The following is an 18,540-nucleotide window of genomic DNA, read 5'->3' on the forward strand; positions in this document are numbered from 1 at the left end:
TCATGAGCCGTCCTCCCCTAGATTTTGGTCTCTATTTAGTGACCGATTCAGTGCAGGCAGGTGGGTGGCAGAACGTAGCAGGGATTGTGGAGCAAGCCATCGCAGGTGGTGTCACTGTGGTTCAGGTGCGCGATAAACATGCTGACGATGCAACTTTTACCCAACTTTTGCTCTCTGTTGCTGAAGTAGCGCGACCACACGGGGTCGACGTCGTTGTCAACGACCGCGTACACATCGCAGCCCGCTTTGGTTTTGACGTCCACATTGGTCAGGACGACATGCCCCTTCACCAAGCGAGAGAGTTGCTCGGACCGAGTCCTCGTATCGGCTTGTCGGTGGGTTCAGAAGCAGAATTGGACGCTGTACTCGATACTACAATTCGCCCGGATGTTCTGGGATTAGGCCCGGTGTTCGCCACCTCTACCAAGTTAGACGCCGGTGCTTCTCTGGGCATCACAGGATTACAGAAACTCGCCCGGCGAGCTGCCCAGAACTCTTTAGCATCGGTCGCCATTGGTGGAATTACTAGCAGCAATATCAATGCAGTGCGTCAAACCACGGTGGACGGTGTCTGTGTGGTCTCTGCCATCATGTCTGCCGAAAATCCCCGCCTAGCGGCTCTCACTCTGAGCGCTCATCCACCCCAGGTTACGAGCCATACGCCATCTTCTTTTGCCCCTTCCCCGAAGGAAAAATAAACAATGATTCCCCGAGTACTCTCTATCGCTGGCACCGACCCAACGGGTGGTGCAGGATTGCACGCAGACCTCAAAGCCATTGCTGCTGCCGGAGGTTACGGCATGGGGGTTGTGTCCTCCTTGGTCGTACAAAATACACAGGGCGTGCAACAGGTACACACCCCTGAGCCAGAGTTCTTGCGAGCGCAGCTTAAGGCAGTCTCAGATGATGTAGTTATTGACGCCGTCAAAATCGGGATGCTAGCAGATGAAACCTCAACTCAAGTGGTGGTTGAGTGGCTGGATGAGGTTCTTTTCTCTACCCATGAGTCTGAGGTTCCGATTATTGTTGACCCGGTGATGGTTGCTTCCTCTGGCGATGCGCTGGCAGATTCGGTGTCTCATGAGCTACTCCATCGAGCCAGCATCATTACCCCGAATCTCGACGAGTTGGCGCTCCTACTACATCAGCCGCCCGCAAAAAATCCGGACGATATGGTTAAACAAGCCCAGGAACTGGCGCAAAGCACCGGTTCTTTGGTATTGGCTAAAGGTGGACATCTACCCGGCAAGGATAAGGGCAACTTCCTGGTAGGTACGAGCAGTGTGATAGCCCATGCAAAGTCCCCCCAAATTACCACTACTGCCTCTCATGGAACGGGTTGTTCGCTCTCATCAGCATTAGCCTGCCGTATCGCTAACGGAGATTCCTTGCCCGACGCCGTCCAGTGGTCGACAGCGTGGGTAAGAGAAGCACTCGAGTTTGGTGAAAATCTACAAGTGGGTCATGGTAATGGCCCCCTCGATCATTTCCACCGCCTCCGCCGCCAGGCCCAGTTCTCGCTGCAGGTTCCCCATAGCACCATCTCTTCACCATCTAGAAGACAAGCTGTTGTGCCCGCAGCGGGACCATTTACCCAGCAATTGTGGGAATTAGCAGGCGATGCGTTGGACCGGTTTTCGCAGGAGAGCATTGTTCCCGCTTTGATGCAAGGTACTCTCAACGCAGAACAGTTCCATTTCTATGTGGAGCAAGACGACTACTATTTGCAGGTCTACAGCTCTGTATTGGCGCGGCTCTCTTCCCTCGCCCCTCATGAGGAGGAGCGAAAGATGTGGGCGAAGGCGGTCACCCAGACTATTACGGTGGAGCAGGAAATGCATCGAGAGTTCCCTCTGCCAAACATTGTGGAGCCTTCTCCCCTTACCCTTGCTTACACTGACTTTTTAAGGGCTGAAGTGGCTTCCGACTACGTTGTAGGAGTTGCTGCGATACTCCCCTGTTTCTGGTTGTATGCCCAGCTTTCGGAGTACCTCCCAGAAGAAATTAAGGATGACCACCCCTACAAACTGTGGATAGAGACTTACCGGGACGAAGAATTTTTGTGTGCCACTGCTCAAGCACTCGAAGTGATGGAGCACCAGCTCACACACGCCTCAAATGCACAAAGGGAGCAAGCCCGGAACGCTTTCGTACGTGCCTGCTCCCTCGAAGCGGATTTCTTTACCCAGGCTCTACTGATTGATCCCCGTTAGAGTCTCGCCCCTTCCCCCGGGCAAGACAGGGACTTTAAACCAGTTAGAGCAGAGTCGGCTGGTCTATTTCGCCGGAAGACGATGTCTTGGATTTCTTCACCGTCTTATTAACCGGAGAATTCCGTTCCTCTGCGCTCCCTTCTTCTTTTACAGGAGCAGGAGTGTCAACCCGGTCTTTACGCAGGTCAGCGATTGCTTTTTCAAAGTCTTCCAGGTTATCGAAGGCCTGGTAGACACTGGCGAAACGCAAAAAAGCTACGGTATCAAGCTTGGAGAGCGGTTCTAGAATGGTGAGCCCGACTTCATGGGCGTCAATTTCTGCAAGCCCGCGAGCGCGGATTCTCTCTTCCACCTCCTGTGCCAGCTTTGCCAAATCATCTTGGGAGACTGGCCGCCCCTGGCATGCTTTGCGCACGCCAGAGATAATTTTCTGGCGGTTAAACGGCTCAGTTACACCTGAACGTTTGATGACCGAAACAGAGGTGGTTTCCACCGTAGAGAATCTGCGCCCACATTCAGTGCACTGGCGGCGCCGGCGAATTGCTGCGCCGTCGTCGGATGTACGCGAGTCAACCACTCGGGAATCGGGATGCCGACAATAAGGGCAAATCATGCGTTATTTCCTCGGGTACGGGCGGTAATGGCTTCACCGTGGGCTGGTAAATCTTCGTCAGTAGACAACGTAACAATGTGATCCCCAATTGTAGCGAGTGCGTCCTGGGAGTACTCAATGAGCTGAACAACCTTCATAAAAGTGCTGGTGTTCAGCCCCGATGCGAAAACCGCAGTTCCTCCGGTGGGAAGTACGTGGTTTGATCCGGCGGCGTAATCACCCAGCGAAACCGGCGAGTAGGGGCCGATAAAGATTGCCCCGGCGTTGCGAATCTGCGCAGCTACTGCGCTTGCAGATTCGGTATGTACTTCGAGGTGTTCGGGAGCGTAGGCGTTAGCGACGTCCACGCTATGTTGCAGTGAATCGGTGAGAATAATTCCCGATTGGGGGCCTTCTAGGGCTTCTTTAACGCGGTCACGGTGCTTTGTGGCGCTGGCACGCCTAGCAATAGCCTCTTGCACTTTCTCCGCCAATTCTGGCGAATCGGTGATGAACACTGATCCTGCGTGGGGATCGTGTTCTGCCTGGGAGATAAGATCTGCCGCAACGAAATCAGGATTCGCTGAGGAGTCTGCAATGACGGCTATTTCAGTCGTTCCGGCTTCACCGTCTACACCGACGACGCCCTGCAACGCTCGCTTGGCAAGGGCAACAAAGATGTTACCGGGGCCGGTGATGGTATCGACTGGTTCAAGAATATCCGCATCATCGGTGAGCCCGTACGCCATGGACGCTAGGGCTTGGGCGCCTCCAATAGCCCAGACTTCATCGATTCCTAAGATTGAGGCAGCAGCTAAAATAGTGGGGTGTGGCAACCCGCCGAATTCTTTTTGCGGCGGTGTGCACAGCACGATGGACTCTACTCCTGCCGCCTGAGCCGGAACGGTATTCATAATGACTGACGAAGGGTAAACCGCCAATCCCCCGGGCACATACACCCCCACTCGGCGAACGGGAGTCCAGCGATTAATGAGGTGAGCACCCGGCGCTACTTCAATGCTGGTTTCACCAGGTTTTTGAGCGGCAGCAAACGCACGATTACGTTCGATAGATACTTCCAGCGCCGCCTTGAGTTCGGGGCTGATGGAGTCGACGGCGTCTTTCATGACTTCCGGCGGCACCCGCAAAGCCCCCTGCTCTACGCCGTCAAATCGCTGTGAGAGTTCTTTGACGTAGTCAGCACCGCGTTCGCGTACTGAGGCGATAATTTCGTCCACGGCCTGCTGGGCGTTACCTACATATTCGCTGTTCTGCCGAGGCATGAGCGAGCGCAACTCGGCGTAAGTGTGATGAGTTCCGCGCAGATCAAGAGTTGAAAGTCGAGGAGCACGGTAGTTTTCTGCTGCTTCAGTACTCATGTCTCCATCATAGCGGGCGGTCAAGCCTGCTGAGGTTTTTCTGCCAGATACTGAAAATGCGCTCCGAAGAGGGAGCGCATTTTCAGTGATGAATACTTGGGTGAAAAGGACTATGAACCCTCTAAACGTCTAGGCATGCCGGCCCCAACAGAACTTTGAGGTCCCCAAAGAGGGCGGGATTGGGCTGAACTCGCAAGTCGGCGCCCAAACGCATGACAATCCGCTTTGTTCGCGTATTCATAGCAATCCGAACTTCTGATTCGCCGCGGTGATTGCGCAAGATAGAGCGCAACTCCCCCAGAGTCTCCTCTGTTGCTTTGAATTCGGGAATGGCGATAACAACCGGGCCCGAGGTGCCGTCGGCAGAAATCTCGGGGAGGTTCAGTTCCTGCGCACTAATGGTCGTCGAGCCATCGTCTCGACGTTGCAGGCGGCCCTTGATAGTACAAATCAAATCTTCTGAAAGCACCGGTGCAATAGGCTCGTAAGCGCGGCCAAAGAACATAACTTCAATGGAACCTGTGCGGTCTTCCAGCTCGATACGGGCGTAAGGGTTACCCGAGGATTTCGCCACGCGACGAGATACCGAAGTAATCATGCCAGCCACCGTGACCACGGCGCCATCAGGTTTATGAGAATCCTCTGCCAAAAGACCCTGCACCGAAGAATCCGATAGCGCATCAAGCTGATCCTCAATACCGCGTAGCGGGTGATCGGACACATAGAGACCGAGCATCTCGCGCTCAAAGTTGAGTTTGTCGCGCTTATCCCACTCGGGTACGTCAGGGATAGTCACCATCAAATCGGTGCTGGGATCGTCGTCATCCATCCCCATACCGCCAAAGAGGTCAAACTGCCCCGCTGCTTCCTGGCGCTTGACCGACACATTCGAGTCCACTGCTTCTTCATGAATCATGGACAACGCCCGGCGGATATGTCCCAAATCGTCAAACGCGCCCGCTTTAATGAGCGAATCAATCGTACGCTTATTACAGACGACAGCGGGAACCTTCTTCAAGAAGTCGTGGAAAGACTCAAAGCGACCCTTTTCTTTACGCGACTGAACCATCGCGTTCACCACATTGGCACCGACGTTTCGGATAGCACCCATACCAAAGCGAATATCCTCGCCAACAGGTGTAAAGTTCAGTTCTGACTCATTGACATCCGGCGGCAAAACGGTAATTTTCATGTGCCGGCACTCGTTCAGATATAGCGCCAGCTTGTCCTTATCATCGCCCACCGAGGTCAGCAACGCCGCCATATATTCCTGCGGATAGTGAGCCTTCAAATAGGCAGTCCAGTACGACACCAAACCGTAGGCGGCTGAGTGCGCCTTGTTAAACGCATAGTCAGAGAACGGAAGCAGGATGTCCCAGAGGGACTTGATAGCAGCCTCAGAGTAACCACGGTCAATCATGCCCTGGTGGAAACCCTCGTACTGTTTGTCCAGCTCTGCCTTTTTCTTCTTACCCATCGCACGGCGCAAAATATCCGCCTGGCCCAGCGAGTAGCCAGCAACCTTCTGGGCGATAGCCATCACCTGCTCCTGATACACAATCAGACCGTAGGTGGTGCCTAGAATTTCTTTGAGTGGCTCCTCCAGCTCAGGGTGGATAGGCGTGATTTCCTGCTGCCCGTTCTTACGCAACGCATAATTCGTATGCGAGTTAGCGCCCATGGGCCCCGGTCGGTAAAGCGCGATTGTCGCCGAAATATCTTCGAAGTTATCCGGGCGCATCAAACGCAGCAAGGAACGCATAGGCCCGCCGTCGAGCTGGAAAACTCCCAAGGTATCGCCGCGCGCTAGCAAATCATAGGAACCCTTGTCGTCTATATCGAGCCCCTCAAGATCCAAATCAAAATCGCGGTTGAGCTTAATGTTCGAAATAGCATCAGAAATGATGGTGAGGTTACGCAAGCCCAAAAAGTCCATCTTGATAAGCCCCAGGCCTTCACAGGTGGGGTAATCAAACTGCGTGATTACCTGGCCGTCTTGCTCACGGCGCATCACGGGAATAACATCCAGCAAATCGTGGCTGGACATAATAACGCCCGCAGCGTGCACGCCCCACTGGCGTTTCAGACCCTCAATGCCCTTAGCGGTCTCAAAAACCTTCGCTGAATCGGGGTCAGTTTCAATGAGTTCACGCAGATCTTTGGCATCGGAATAGCGTTTATCTTCTTCGTTGTAGACGTTTGCCAGCGCAATGTTCTTACCCATCACGTCATCGGGCATTGCCTTGGTCAGACGCTCACCGGTGGAGAAGGGATAGCCCAGCACGCGGGAAGAGTCCTTTAACGCCTGCTTCGCCTTGATGGTGCCGTAGGTGACAATCATTGCCACTTTGTCTTCGCCGTACTTTTCGGTCACATAGTGGATCACCTCAGAACGACGGCGATCATCGAAGTCGACGTCGAAGTCGGGCATAGAAACGCGGTCAGGGTTGAGGAAGCGCTCGAAGATAAGGTCGTGCTGCAACGGATTCAGCTCGGTAATGCGCATGGCATACGCCACCATGGAACCCGCACCTGAACCACGCCCGGGGCCCACTCGAATTCCGTTATTCTTCGCCCAGTTGATAAAGTCGGCGACCACCAAGAAGTAGCCGGGAAATCCCATCTGGGTAATAATCCCTACTTCATAATCTGCCTGCTTGCGTACGTCATCGGGAATGCCCTCGGGGAATCGGTAGTGTAAACCGCGTTCAACTTCTTTGACGAACCAGGATTCCTCATTCTCCCCCTCCGGGGTGGGGAAATCGGGCATGTAGTTTGCGTTTGTGTTGAATTCAACGTGGCAACGCTCAGCGATTTCCATAGTGTTATCGCAGGCTTCAGGGAAATCACGGAAGAGGTGGCGCATTTCCTCGGGCGATTTCAAGTAGAACTCATCGGCATCAAATTTGAAGCGCTTGGGATCCTGAAGAGTGGATCCTGACTGCACACACAATAGTGCGGCGTGCGCTTTGGCGTCTTCAGCGTGTGTGTAGTGCAAATCGTTAGTCGCGACCAACGGCAAATTGAGCTGTTTGGCAACCCGGTGCAGATCGGTCATCACGTTCTTCTCAATGCCGAGACCGTGATCCATGATTTCGCAGTAGTAATTTTCTTTGCCGAAAATATCGCGGTAGTCCGAAGCAGCCTGAATCGCAGCGTCGTACTGTCCCAAGCGCAAACGAGTCTGAATCTCGCCCGAGGGGCAACCGGTGGTAGCAATCAGCCCCTTGCCGTAAGTCTGCAACAATTCTTTGTCCATACGGGGCTTATAAAAATGCCCCTCCAATGATGCCAGGGACGACGCACGGAAGAGATTATGCATGCCCTGAGTGGTCTCAGCCCACAGGGTCATATGCGTATAGGCACCGCCACCAGAGACGTCGTCACGGCCGGCGTCTTCACCCCACCTAATACGGGTACGGTCAGTGCGGTGAGTGCCAGGAGTGACATAAGCTTCGACGCCGATAATCGGCTTGATATCAGCCTGTTGTGCCTTGTTCCAAAAATCAAAGGCACCGAAGAGATACCCATGGTCTGTGGTAGCAACAGCCCCCATCCCCAAATCTTTTGCATGGTCGAAAAGATCAGTAATGCGAGCTGCACCGTCCAACATCGAGTATTCGGTGTGTACGTGCAGGTGGGTGAAGCCTTTTCCACTCAATGTCTTATCTCTTCTCTGCTAATCTCACGACGTCTACTCACCAGGCGCGGCAAGGTTTAGAAATTGCCTTCGCGCAGGGAATCCAAAGCGAACTCTAAATCCTGCGGGTATTCGCTCTCAAAATGCACCTGTTTACCGGTTCCCGGGTGCACAAATCCCAGTTGAAAAGCGTGCAACCACTGGCGAGTAAGCCCTAGGTTAGCACTGATCGCGGGGTCTGCGCCGTAGGTTAAATCACCTGCGCAGGGATGGTTCATTGCTGAGAAATGCACACGAATCTGGTGGGTGCGCCCGGTTTCCAGATGAACCTCTACCAAAGACGCTGGCCCAAAAGCTTCCAGCACTTCATAGTGAGTCACAGCGTTACGACCGTCCTCCACCACAGCGAATTTCCATTCGTGGCCGGGATGGCGCCCCAATGGTGCATCAATGGTGCCCTTCAAAGGTTCGGGGAGGCCCTGAACCAGCGTGTGATAGACCTTGGTGACCGTACGTTCTTTAAAAGCGTGCTTGAGCTCTGAATAAGCGTGTTCGTTTTTGGCTACTACCATCAACCCTGAAGTACCAACGTCCAGGCGATGCACAATCCCCTGTCTCTCAGCTGCGCCGGAAGTAGATACATTGACACCCAGCCCCAGCAAAGCGCCGACGACGGTGGGGCCGTGCCACCCCGGTGAAGGATGCGCAGCTACACCAGCAGGTTTATCCACTACCACGATGTCGTCGTCCTGATAGACAATTTCAAAGCCATCGACCTGTTGCGGTTTAATATCCGCTAAATCGCGAGGTGCGGGTGCATCAACATTGACGGCGTCGCCGGCTGAAAGCTTATAGCTTTTTGCCGATTTCTGCGGGCGACCCTTGCTGTCCTTTACCTCAACATAGCCCTCTTTAATCCAGGTGGCAGCAAGAGTACGGGGAATAGATAAGGTCTCTGACACTGCCGCATCCAAGCGCAACCCTATGAGCTGACCAGCTTCAAAGGTATGTTGTATTCTCTCGCTCATTGATAAATTCACTTTCAAAATCTAATTTTGTTCTTCTCTGGTGCCATCGAGGTTGATGCCTCGGAAAACCAGAACAACAATTAGCGCCATAGAGACGCAAATGCAGGAGTCGGCGATGTTGAAAATTGCGAAATTTCCCACCGAAATAAAATCGACGACGTGACCCACGCCAAAGCCCGGCGCGCGAAAAAGCCGGTCCGTCAGATTACCCAGGATACCGCCGAGCAGAAGGGCCAGGGTGCAGACCCATACGGTTGCGCGTGCTCTTATAAGGCTGACCAAGCATATTACTGCTGCCACACACGTAATTATGGTAAAAACCCAGGTGTGATTCTCCCCCATAGAAAAGGCAGCACCGGGGTTGAGAATATAACGCCAGCGTAGGACACCGTCAATCACACTGATCGTCTCACCCAGCTCCATATTCTTCTGTACCAGGTATTTTACGAGCTGATCTGCGCCATACGCCAACCCAAAAATGGCCAGAGCAAGAAGAGCTCGCGCCCCCGAAGAAGATAGAACTGAGCTCGACTTTTCAACGTCGGAATAACCCACAGGGTCTTCAAGGGGTAAGTTTTTCCCCTGCTCGGATTGGATGCTAGAACGTGAAACCATCTCGACCTTTCGCGAATCTGAGTTACGACGTCATGCACCCCAGCAGACGTGAAACCGTTCTTCTACTTTACCCAAGAAAACACTCATGGCGGTATGCATAACCCGCATATCCGGGTGTGCATACCGCCATATTATGAGTATTTTCAGAACTTTATACACCGCACGCCACCGATGGGTAGCGTTCAGGGAAGTACCTCAGCCAAGAATTAGTTATTGTGCTGAACGATTTCGCTTTCCACCAAGGGAGTGGACTCCAAGCCCACCAGCTGATCTTCCAGGTAAGCGCGCAAGCCTGAACGGTACTGCTGTTCGAACTGACGAAGCTGGGCAACAGAGGACTCAAGGGAAGACTTGGTTGCATCCAAATCACCCAGAACCTGTGCGCGCTCTTCCTGAGCTGAGGTGAGCAACGAAGAAGCTTCTTCGCGGCCCTCTGCCAACAAACGATCTTTCTCGCGCTGGCCCTCGAGTACGTAATCGTCGTGAACCTTCTGCGCCATTGCAAGCAGCGCTGCTGCACTTGAGGTGCCAGCCGATGCTGCTTCAGGAGCTTCCTGAGCAGGTCCTTCTTCAACTGCGTGAACTTCTTCAGCAGCGGGTTCATCCGCAACAATGAAATCATCATCAGAGAAGGTGGAAACAGACGTTGCTTCTGCCTGTGCCGCGCGAACCTCGGCGTCATCAAGCTGACGCTTCAAACTGGAGTTCTCAGCGTTAAGGCGACGAAGTTCAATTACGATTTCATCCAGGAAATCGTCAACCTCTTCAGGATTGTAGCCTTCCTTGAATTTGGTTGCCTGGAACCGTTTGTTAATGACTTCTTCTGGTGTAAGGGCCACTAAAAATTCACCTCTAAAATTTCTGCATAGCTGGACTCCCGAGCGACACAATGAAAATCCCTAAAACATTCATCGCCGTTAGAATTCTACCTATTTTTCGATATTCATAGCCAACAATACATGTGAGTTTATTCAAAATAAATATTTTACTTAGAAAACATTACAAAGCTCTCACTTACTGGCAAGGGAAAACGCGCCACAGAGACAGTGCGAGTGCCGAAATAAGAAATTTCAGGGCGCCCCTCGTGTTGCGAACCATACCGGTGATTACCCCTCTTTGACCCACATATCGTCTTCCTACATTGTGATGCAATCCAGGGTTAAAACGCCAGAGCCAAAAATGTTAACAGATTTCCCCTATGCCCCTCAGGAGCTAAGCGCTGTCATCTGCACCAAGAAAGAATACAAAAATGAAACACCAATAATCAGGATAAGAAAACCCAGATCAAGCGAAATACCGCCAAGATTGAGTGGAGGAATTTTTCTTCTCAAAAAATTCATCGGTGGATCGGTCACCGCATAGACGGCAGAAGCAAGCACCAAAGCAGCCCCCTTAGGGCGCCAGTAGCGGGCAAACATCTGTACCCAGTCAAAGACAATGCGCAAAATCAATGCCCATTTGACCAGGTTCACGGCAATAGCGAGCAGTGCAAAAAGGTAAGCCATAGAGAAAATTAATCCTGATCGAACAGATGGGAAGGTTCGCTATCGAGAGCAACCGGAACCTCAGCTCCCTCAGCCCCCAACACTTCCAAATTCGCAGGAGTCAGCAAAAATACCTTATCGGTGACACGCTCAATGGAACCGTGCAAAGCGAATGCCAAACCAGCGGAAAAATCAACCAGACGCTTGGCCTCAGATTCACCCATGTCAGTGACATTCATAATCACAGGAATACTCTCACGGAAAGACTCACCAATGATTTTGGCATCATTGTAAGAACGGGGGTGGATCGTGGTGATACGGCGCAATTCGTCTTCGCTTTCATCGTTTACTGCTGTGGTCTTAGTGTTTACTGCACGGGAAGCAGGCTTGTTCTCTGCGGACGTCACCACGTGCAGTGGCCCAGTTGAAGCGGGTCCTGCACTCTGCTGGCGGACAGCCGCCCGCGGAGCAGGTTCAGATACTTCTCGCACACTCCGCTGCTGAGATTTTTCTTCGTGGAAATCCAGAACGTCCTCGCGTACCGAACCGCTTTGGGATTCTGAAGGCAGGTGCGCGACGTCGTCGCCAAAGGAGTCTTCCTCAGGGTAGCCGTCGTAGCGATCGTCATCATCGAAGTCATAGGCAACACCGCGAGTGTCGTCGTAAACATCAGCATAATCATGCGGATAATCATCATTCGATCGCCGAGAATCACGCACCGGCTCAGTTTGTTCAGCGAGACCAAGATAAGCCATCGCCTGATGCAGGGTACGTGGTGCCATTTCTACTCCCGTTTACGGTGCATTACCTGATGGAAATGCAATGAAAATATTGTACTTAGTCTCTAAGGTATCAACTAATCCTCAGCATACTGAAAAACGAAAGCTGAGGATATTCTGTGAAGCGTCAATATTCTGGCTCTTATGCAGTGGGGCGGGCGCCCATAATCTTGGACCCAATCCGAACATTCGTGGAACCCCAGCGGATAGCTGCCTCCAAATCTCCGCTCATACCCGCAGAAATTTCTTGTGCAGACGGATGATGCTCGCGGAGCTTTTGCGAAATGTTATATAGCTTTTCAAACGCTGCATCTGGGTTCATGCCCAGAGGAGCCACCGCCATGACACCCGAACATTCCAGCCCTGCAGAAGAATTGAGCATGTCGGCAATCTTCAGTAAGTCGTCGAGCTTAGCGCCGCCCCGTTTACCTTCAGCGGCATGCCCAGCGGTAGATCTATCATGGTCCTCTAAACTGACCTGCACTAAACACTTCAGTCCGCCGCGGACTGCTGCGAAAGGTGCCGGTGCTTCTTCCGATTCCCAGCGCGTAACCTGGAGAGAATAAGCCTTCGCCAAAGCCTGAGCTAACGAAATTCTGTCTATCGAGTGCACCTCGGCTGCATATTTCACCACTGATTTAGCTTTATTCGTTTGAAGCTGCCCAATGTAGGACCACTGCAGAGGATCCTGCGCATCAGTAATCTCTGCCAATTCAGTAGCTTTAGCAGACGCTTCCTGATCACGATTTTCCCCGACGTGCCGAACTCCGAGTGAATAGAGCGCCTCGACGTCGGAGCTAGGGAAAAACTTAGTCACCACCGTCAATCTCGGAAGCGGACTCTGGGGATCCCTAACCTGCGAAAAATCTTCGCTCGCAGACTTCACCGCTTGCTGGGCAGCTTCCAAATTAATGCGTAGCTCTTCTCGACGCTCTTGAGAAAAAGACATTTTTATCTCCTCACCTATTTCTCTACCCAGACCAGCCCAGCAAATCGCCCCTGGGGCTCTCCACGGCGGTGGGAAAAGAGTTGTGGATTTTCCAGCGTGCATGCCGCCAAATCACGGTGAATTTGTTGGACGCCGTCGAGGCTCTTCAAGATTGCCTCAGCAGCGGCAGGTAGATCTAGGGCGGGTGTGCCCCACGATGTCTGAGCATAAATTTCAGGAATCAACTGGCTCGATTCCTCGCGCATCTGTTCGGGAACTTCATAGCACTTGCCACAAATCGAAGGTCCGACCCATGCCTGAATCTTGGTAGCACCTCGATAAAGTAGTTCACCGACTGTCTGCTGAATGACACCGTCGAGCAGTCCCTGTCGTCCGGCATGAGCGACAGCAATCACCGGCTTATGGGAAGCAGTTTCTCCCACTAAAACCAGAGGAATACAATCAGCCACCATCACCGCTAGCGGGTGTTCAAACGAGCTCACGGCGGCGTCCGCTACGGGTGCCTCCTGCTTAATTTTCAGCCCCTCCAGAGGGGTCCTAGATTTTCCCACGCTTCTAACATCAGCAGAATCCGGATCAAAAACTTCGATCCCGTGCACCTGCTGTAGATAAGGAAAAGCCCCGTGTGCCAATCTCAATTCGTCCTCCAACCGGGCGCGGTTATCCAGGACTTCACGGGGGTCATCCCCCACATGCAGTCCAAGGTTGCCTGCCTTCACAGAGGTAAAAGCCACCCTCACCCGGGAATCTCCCATAGTAAAAGTAGTCTCAGAAAATAGAAGAGGCGATGTACTCATCATGGGGTTTCCTCACATTTACACTGAGCGCACATCGACTGCACCCAGGCATCACTAATATCTTGGAGATAAAAAATGCGCTTCTTCTCAGAAGCAAGAAGAAGCGCATTTTTAATCAACGTATTGTCATCGTTACTTCAGAAAGTCAGGAACATCCAAGGTGTCTTTACGCTGAGGAGCTGATTCTTCAACTACCGGAGGCAAATCCACATCGAAGCCGTTATTGGAGCTCGAAGAGTTGTTCTGCTGCCAGGAATTATTTGAAGGAGCCTGGTTAGGAACAGTGTTGTTACTACCGAAAGTAGCTGCAGTGCGCTGTTCCTGCTGCGCTGCAGAGTTATTAGCGTTGGAGTTGGTTTCGGGGTTGACCGAATCAAAGCCAGCTGCAATAACTGTGACGCGAGCTTCGTCGCCCAGAGCGTCGTCGATAACTGCACCGAAGATGATGTTCGCATCGGGGTGTGCAACTTCCTGCACCAAACGTGCAGCTTCGTTAATCTCGAAGAGACCGAGGTCTGACCCACCCTGAATTGAAAGCAGAACGCCGTGTGCGCCGTCGATGGAAGCTTCCAGCAGAGGTGAGGCAATTGCCAGCTCTGCTGCCTTGACTGCGCGGTCTTCACCGGATGCAGAGCCGATGCCCATGAGCGCAGAACCTGCACCCTGCATGACGGACTTGACATCTGCAAAGTCGAGGTTGATTAAACCGGGGGTGGTAATCAAGTCAGTAATACCCTGCACGCCTGAAAGCAGAACCTGGTCAGCAGACTTGAACGCATCCAGCATGGAGACGTTGCGATCAGAGATAGAAAGCAGACGGTCGTTAGGAATCACAATGAGGGTGTCAACTTCATCGCGCAATGCCGCAATACCGGTCTCAGCCTGGTTTGAACGACGACGACCTTCAAAGGTGAAGGGTCGGGTAACAACACCAATGGTCAGCGCACCGAGGGAGCGTGCAATACGTGCAACGACAGGCGCGCCACCGGTACCGGTACCGCCGCCTTCGCCTGCGGTCACGAAGACCATATCGGCACCCTTGAGAACTTCTTCGATGTCCTGTTCGTGGTCTTCAGCTGCTTGGCGACCAACCTCAGGATTTGCGCCCGCACCCAGACCGCGGGTGAGTTCACGACCTACATCCAGCTTGACGTCTGCATCAGACATCAACAGCGCCTGAGCGTCGGTGTTGATAGCGATGAATTCAACGCCACGAAGGCCGACCTCAATCATGCGGTTGACTGCGTTGACGCCGCCGCCACCGATTCCGACGACTTTGATGACGGCCAGGTAGTTCTGGGGGGTTGCTGTATCCATGAAGTCCCTCAATTGTTATTTTGATCAGCGCGAAACCCTAAACCTTTAGCTTAGGTTTTGGGGGCTTCAGCATAAAATCTGTTCCTTTTCAGAGAAAGCGTATCAACATCGTTGTAATTATGTCTCTTCAATTCTGCAAAATTCGTCAACTTTTCAGTAAATTGACGGTTTTCAGCACCAACCTATAGTTGAGCTTTAACTATTTCGTGGTAGGCACCAACGGGCTGGACACATCATAGGTAGAGATTGCCCCAGACTCTCCCAAAGTAGAGCGTAACTGAGTTAGAACCTTAGCTTTAAGTTCACTGTCTTCTGCTGTTCCCCAAACTACCTCGGTGTCATCATGCATGTTCAAACTAATCGTAGAAGCTGAATCTGCCTTTGCTTCTTTCACCTCAGCAAGCAAGCTCTGAGGCAACGCTGAAAGAACCGCGGTAATAGTCTTGAACTCCGGCGTCTTCAAGGTATCTGTACCACCAGAAATTTCAGGTAGCCCAGCCTCTTCAACAGAATCCACTTCCCCCAGTTTCACGCCGTCCACATCAACCAGGCTGAACTTATCGCCGTCCTTGACCACGGCAACCGGAATTCGCTCATGCAGAGTCACCACCAGCTCGTGCGGCGGGCGCGCTTGGATGGTGACGTCCCGCAAAATGTGAGAACTGCCAATCATAGACTGAACTTCGTCTTCGCTAATTCGCGTGACAGGCGTACCGTCTAAAGGTTGTAGCTGCTCCTGAACGGTCTCAGCTGGTAATAGATGCGCGCCTTCGACTGTAATCGTCCGTACCGCCAGCAGAGGAGAGAAGAAGACCAACCCAATGAACACGGCGCCAAGCACGAGCAAGCTCAACAACGCAATAAGCCATTTCTTCCACTTCTGAAAAGATTTGGCAGAGGTACGGGTAGAAGATACCCTGCCGCTCAAGCTCGTAACGTTAGAAACCGTCGGCTCTTCCACAAGTTCCTGGCGAGATCGATTCTGCCTCCACTCAGAAAATTTGCTCTTGGGCTGAACCTTCTGAAGGGTTTCCTGGCTCAACGGCGTAACCTTCGAGCTATTGACCCGAATGGAAGGATTCTTCTTCGTCTCTTTGGACGTCGTTTTTCGACCCTTGCTGTGTTCAGGCATCCCTATTCAGTCTCTCGCTGCTTCTCCTGCAACAGCTCCACCATACGGGGGCCGAATTCTGTCACGTTACCAGCCCCCACCGTCATAATGACGTCACCGGGAAGAGCTTGCCGCACTATCTGTTCCATTGCTTCTTCTGGACTCGCATAGTGAACCTCGGAGAAACCAGCGTCGGTAATAAGACGGCTAGTCACACCTTCGATAGGAAGCTCACGGGCGGGGTAAATGTCCATGACGTACGAACGATCTGCAGTGGAGAGCGCCTGTGCAAATTCCTGGGCGAACTCACGGGTTCGAGAAAAGAGGTGGGGCTGGAACAACGTGTACAGGCTATGCCCGGCGGCAACCGTACGACCGGCTTCTAGCGCACGGAAAACTTCGGTGGGATGGTGTGCATAGTCATCAAATACCTTGATATCATTGGCTTCCCCGCGTAGCGTGAAACGGCGGTCGGTTCCGGTGAACTGCGCAACGGCGTCGAGCACCGTCTGAGCTTCTTCGCCGGCAAGTAGCCCGCAGATAAACGATGCCGCAGCATTGAGCTGGTTATGGATGCCGGGGACCTTCAGCAAAATTTTTCCTTTGCCCTGATAATGGTCTTCCTGCAGTGTGAAGTCCCAAACCAAATCTGAGGTGCATACAATTCCCTCACTGGTGGTGTTGCCCAGGCGTACATTTGCCTGATCACTTTGACCGTAGGTCACCACGTTAATACCTGACTCACGGGCGCGCTCTGCCAGATCCATTGCTCCGGCATCGTCTGCACAGGTTACGAGTACGCCGCCAGGCGCCATCGACCCCACAAAACGATTGAAAGATTCGAAGACTCGCTCGTCGGTGTCGTAGAAGTCCAGATGATCGGGTTCAACGTTGGTCACCACAGCAATTTCAGGGCGGTATCGAACGAATGAACCATCAGATTCATCAGCCTCTGCCACAAACCACCGCTCACCCTCAGATGTGCTCATACGGGCGTTCGTATCGAAACCAGCGATGACCGACCCGACAGCGAATGAGGGATCCTTATGCAAAGCATCCATCATCACCGAAACCATCGAGCTGGTAGTGGTTTTACCATGAGTTCCCGCCACTGCAATCACATGGGAATCGCTCATCGTTGCCGCCAAAGCCTCAGAGCGATGCAACACGCGAAGACCCTGAGCACGAGCTTCTACCAGCTCAGGGTTATCTTCTTTAATAGCCGTAGAAATGACGACAGTGTCAGCATCGCCGATATTAGCGGCTGCCTGGGGAACTACCACGGTCGCTCCTTGTGAGCGCAATTTCTCCACCGCAGCGCTCTCGGACTTATCAGAACCGGAAACAGTCATTCCCGCTTGAAGCATCAACGTGGCAATCGCAGACATGCCGGCACCACCGATACCCACGAAATGAACCTTACCCAGCGATTTGAGATCGGGGCGCTCGGCAAAAGGCGGGTTAAGAGGGGAGGGCAAATCTAAAGAGAGGTTCATCATTGAATTAGTCATGTTGTGCTACTTTCAAAATTTCTTGGGCCATAGTGCGAGCGGCATTACGAATACCCTGCTGGTAGGAACGCTTACGCATTTCTTCAAGGCGCTGGGAGTCGTTCATGAGCGTAGGAATATTGTTCACAAACCATGCAGCATCGAATTCGGAATCATTGATGAGAAGGCTTGCACCGGCGTCGACGAGGGAAGTGGCGTTCAATGCCTGTTCTCCGTTGCCGATGGGGAGAGGAACGAAAATAGCAGGCACCCCGACGGCAGCAACTTCAGATACAGTTGCCGCGCCCGAACGCACCACCATGAGGTCGGCTGCAGCATAGACATCTTCCATGCTGGTAATGAATTCGCGTTGATGGTACTGAGGTGCGGTGAGAAGATTTCCGTTCTCATCGGCGAGTGCTTTATTACGCCCGGTGATGTGAAGCATTTGAAATCCCCAGTCTTCCAACCGCTGATAGATTTCCCGTACTGCATTGTTGAGGCTCTGAGCACCCAAGGAACCTCCGGTGACGACCAAGGTGGGAAGGTCTGTATCTAGACCTAAACGCTGACGAGCACCCGTTTTCTGGGAGTCCTTATCGAGAGTTTCGATAGCTGCCCGCATGGGCATACCCACGTGGTGCGCGTTCTTAATGGGCGTGTTAGGAAAAGCTGTGGCAACCAAAGCCGCATGCGCTGCACCCACCCTGTTAGCTAACCCTGGTTTTGCATTTGCCTCATGAATAATCACGGGGATATTAAGTTTGCGGGCAGCCAAGTACATGGGAGTACACACATACCCACCCACGCCTACCACTGCATCTGCCTTTGCCTCTTTCAAAATGTTCTGAGCTGTTTTCAGTGAGCTCAGAAATTGCCCGGGGAAAGTCAGAACTTCTGTGGAGGGGCGGCGGGGAAAAGGCACCCGCGGAATGAACTTTATATCGTATCCGGCTTGAGGAACCATGGTTGCTTCCATGCTGTTTTCAGTACCGACGGTCACTATAGAGGCGTCCGGTGACAGTGCTCGAATCTCTCGAGCGATTGCCAACATGGGGTTGATATGCCCTGCTGTGCCACCGCCTGCAAGCACAATTGAAGGAACTTTATTCATTCTTCTCTCCCCAGAATCTCGCGGGCATTTGG

16 protein-coding genes are annotated in these 18,540 nt (G+C 52.7%); 2 read left to right on the forward strand and 14 right to left on the reverse strand.

The annotated features are described in order from the left end of the window. Nucleotides 1-2 precede the first annotated feature (2 nt). Both thiE and IDM48_RS07160 read left to right on the forward strand, forming a co-directional pair. Entirely contained in the window at nucleotides 3-698 is a 696-nt protein-coding gene (gene thiE, locus IDM48_RS07155) for a thiamine phosphate synthase (protein ID WP_190616712.1), read from the forward strand. A gap of 3 nt (nucleotides 699-701) precedes the next feature. After that, nucleotides 702-2,213, forward strand: a complete 1,512-nt coding sequence (locus tag IDM48_RS07160) for a bifunctional hydroxymethylpyrimidine kinase/phosphomethylpyrimidine kinase (protein ID WP_190616714.1) — start codon at nucleotides 702-704, stop codon at nucleotides 2,211-2,213. A 43-nt stretch (nucleotides 2,214-2,256) separates the two neighbouring features. Here IDM48_RS07160 and nrdR read toward each other — a convergent pair whose 3' ends face one another. From nrdR to murG, 14 genes are all read right to left on the reverse strand, one after another. Beyond that, nucleotides 2,257-2,826, reverse strand: a complete 570-nt coding sequence (gene nrdR / locus IDM48_RS07165; protein ID WP_068173213.1) for a transcriptional regulator NrdR — start codon at nucleotides 2,824-2,826, stop codon at nucleotides 2,257-2,259. Then, complete coding sequence (gene hisD, locus IDM48_RS07170) at nucleotides 2,823-4,184, reverse strand: histidinol dehydrogenase (RefSeq protein ID WP_190616716.1); 1,362 nt, start codon at nucleotides 4,182-4,184, stop codon at nucleotides 2,823-2,825. The genes nrdR and hisD overlap by 4 nt, the downstream gene beginning before the upstream one ends. A 121-nt stretch (nucleotides 4,185-4,305) precedes the next feature. Beyond that, on the reverse strand, nucleotides 4,306-7,845 hold the full coding sequence (dnaE, locus tag IDM48_RS07175) for a DNA polymerase III subunit alpha (protein ID WP_068168641.1): 3,540 nt from the start codon (nucleotides 7,843-7,845) through the stop codon (nucleotides 4,306-4,308). Between the two features lie 56 nt (nucleotides 7,846-7,901). Continuing rightward, nucleotides 7,902-8,852 carry an RluA family pseudouridine synthase gene (locus IDM48_RS07180; protein WP_190616718.1) on the reverse strand — a complete coding sequence of 317 codons (951 nt, stop codon included), beginning with the start codon at nucleotides 8,850-8,852 and terminating at the stop codon, nucleotides 7,902-7,904. Between the two features lie 21 nt (nucleotides 8,853-8,873). Continuing rightward, nucleotides 8,874-9,467, reverse strand: coding sequence for a signal peptidase II (gene lspA / locus IDM48_RS07185; RefSeq protein WP_190616720.1), 594 nt, complete (start codon nucleotides 9,465-9,467; stop codon nucleotides 8,874-8,876). Nucleotides 9,468-9,673: 206 nt separating this feature from the next. Further along, the gene (locus IDM48_RS07190) at nucleotides 9,674-10,306 is read right to left on the reverse strand and encodes a DivIVA domain-containing protein (RefSeq protein ID WP_068168647.1); all 633 of its coding nucleotides are present in this window, start codon (nucleotides 10,304-10,306) and stop codon (nucleotides 9,674-9,676) included. A gap of 366 nt (nucleotides 10,307-10,672) precedes the next feature. After that, a complete protein-coding gene (locus tag IDM48_RS07195) occupies nucleotides 10,673-10,972 on the reverse strand; it encodes a YggT family protein (RefSeq protein WP_145174299.1) in 300 nt (99 codons plus the stop codon). 8 nt (nucleotides 10,973-10,980) lie between these two features. Beyond that, a complete protein-coding gene (locus tag IDM48_RS11870) occupies nucleotides 10,981-11,520 on the reverse strand; it encodes a cell division protein SepF (protein WP_141669340.1) in 540 nt (179 codons plus the stop codon). 352 nt (nucleotides 11,521-11,872) lie between these two features. Further along, on the reverse strand, nucleotides 11,873-12,679 hold the full coding sequence (locus tag IDM48_RS07205; RefSeq protein WP_190616722.1) for a YggS family pyridoxal phosphate-dependent enzyme: 807 nt from the start codon (nucleotides 12,677-12,679) through the stop codon (nucleotides 11,873-11,875). Between the two features lie 14 nt (nucleotides 12,680-12,693). Then, the gene (locus IDM48_RS07210) at nucleotides 12,694-13,476 is read right to left on the reverse strand and encodes a purine nucleoside phosphorylase YfiH/LACC1 family protein (protein WP_190618688.1); all 783 of its coding nucleotides are present in this window, start codon (nucleotides 13,474-13,476) and stop codon (nucleotides 12,694-12,696) included. Nucleotides 13,477-13,608: 132 nt separating this feature from the next. After that, nucleotides 13,609-14,793, reverse strand: coding sequence for a cell division protein FtsZ (gene ftsZ / locus IDM48_RS07215; protein WP_151146786.1), 1,185 nt, complete (start codon nucleotides 14,791-14,793; stop codon nucleotides 13,609-13,611). Between the two features lie 199 nt (nucleotides 14,794-14,992). Further along, a complete protein-coding gene (locus IDM48_RS07220; RefSeq protein ID WP_145174293.1) occupies nucleotides 14,993-15,925 on the reverse strand; it encodes a cell division protein FtsQ/DivIB in 933 nt (310 codons plus the stop codon). Between the two features lie 2 nt (nucleotides 15,926-15,927). Beyond that, on the reverse strand, nucleotides 15,928-17,415 hold the full coding sequence (gene murC / locus IDM48_RS07225; protein ID WP_238397927.1) for a UDP-N-acetylmuramate--L-alanine ligase: 1,488 nt from the start codon (nucleotides 17,413-17,415) through the stop codon (nucleotides 15,928-15,930). After that, nucleotides 17,408-18,508 (reverse strand): undecaprenyldiphospho-muramoylpentapeptide beta-N-acetylglucosaminyltransferase, encoded by a 1,101-nt coding sequence (gene murG / locus IDM48_RS07230; RefSeq protein WP_068168658.1) that lies wholly within the window; start codon nucleotides 18,506-18,508, stop codon nucleotides 17,408-17,410. Before murG ends, murC begins: the two co-directional genes overlap by 8 nt. Nucleotides 18,509-18,540: the final 32 nt, after the last annotated feature.

The organism is Rothia amarae (assembly GCF_014705945.2).
GTDB lineage: Bacteria > Actinomycetota > Actinomycetes > Actinomycetales > Micrococcaceae > Rothia > Rothia amarae.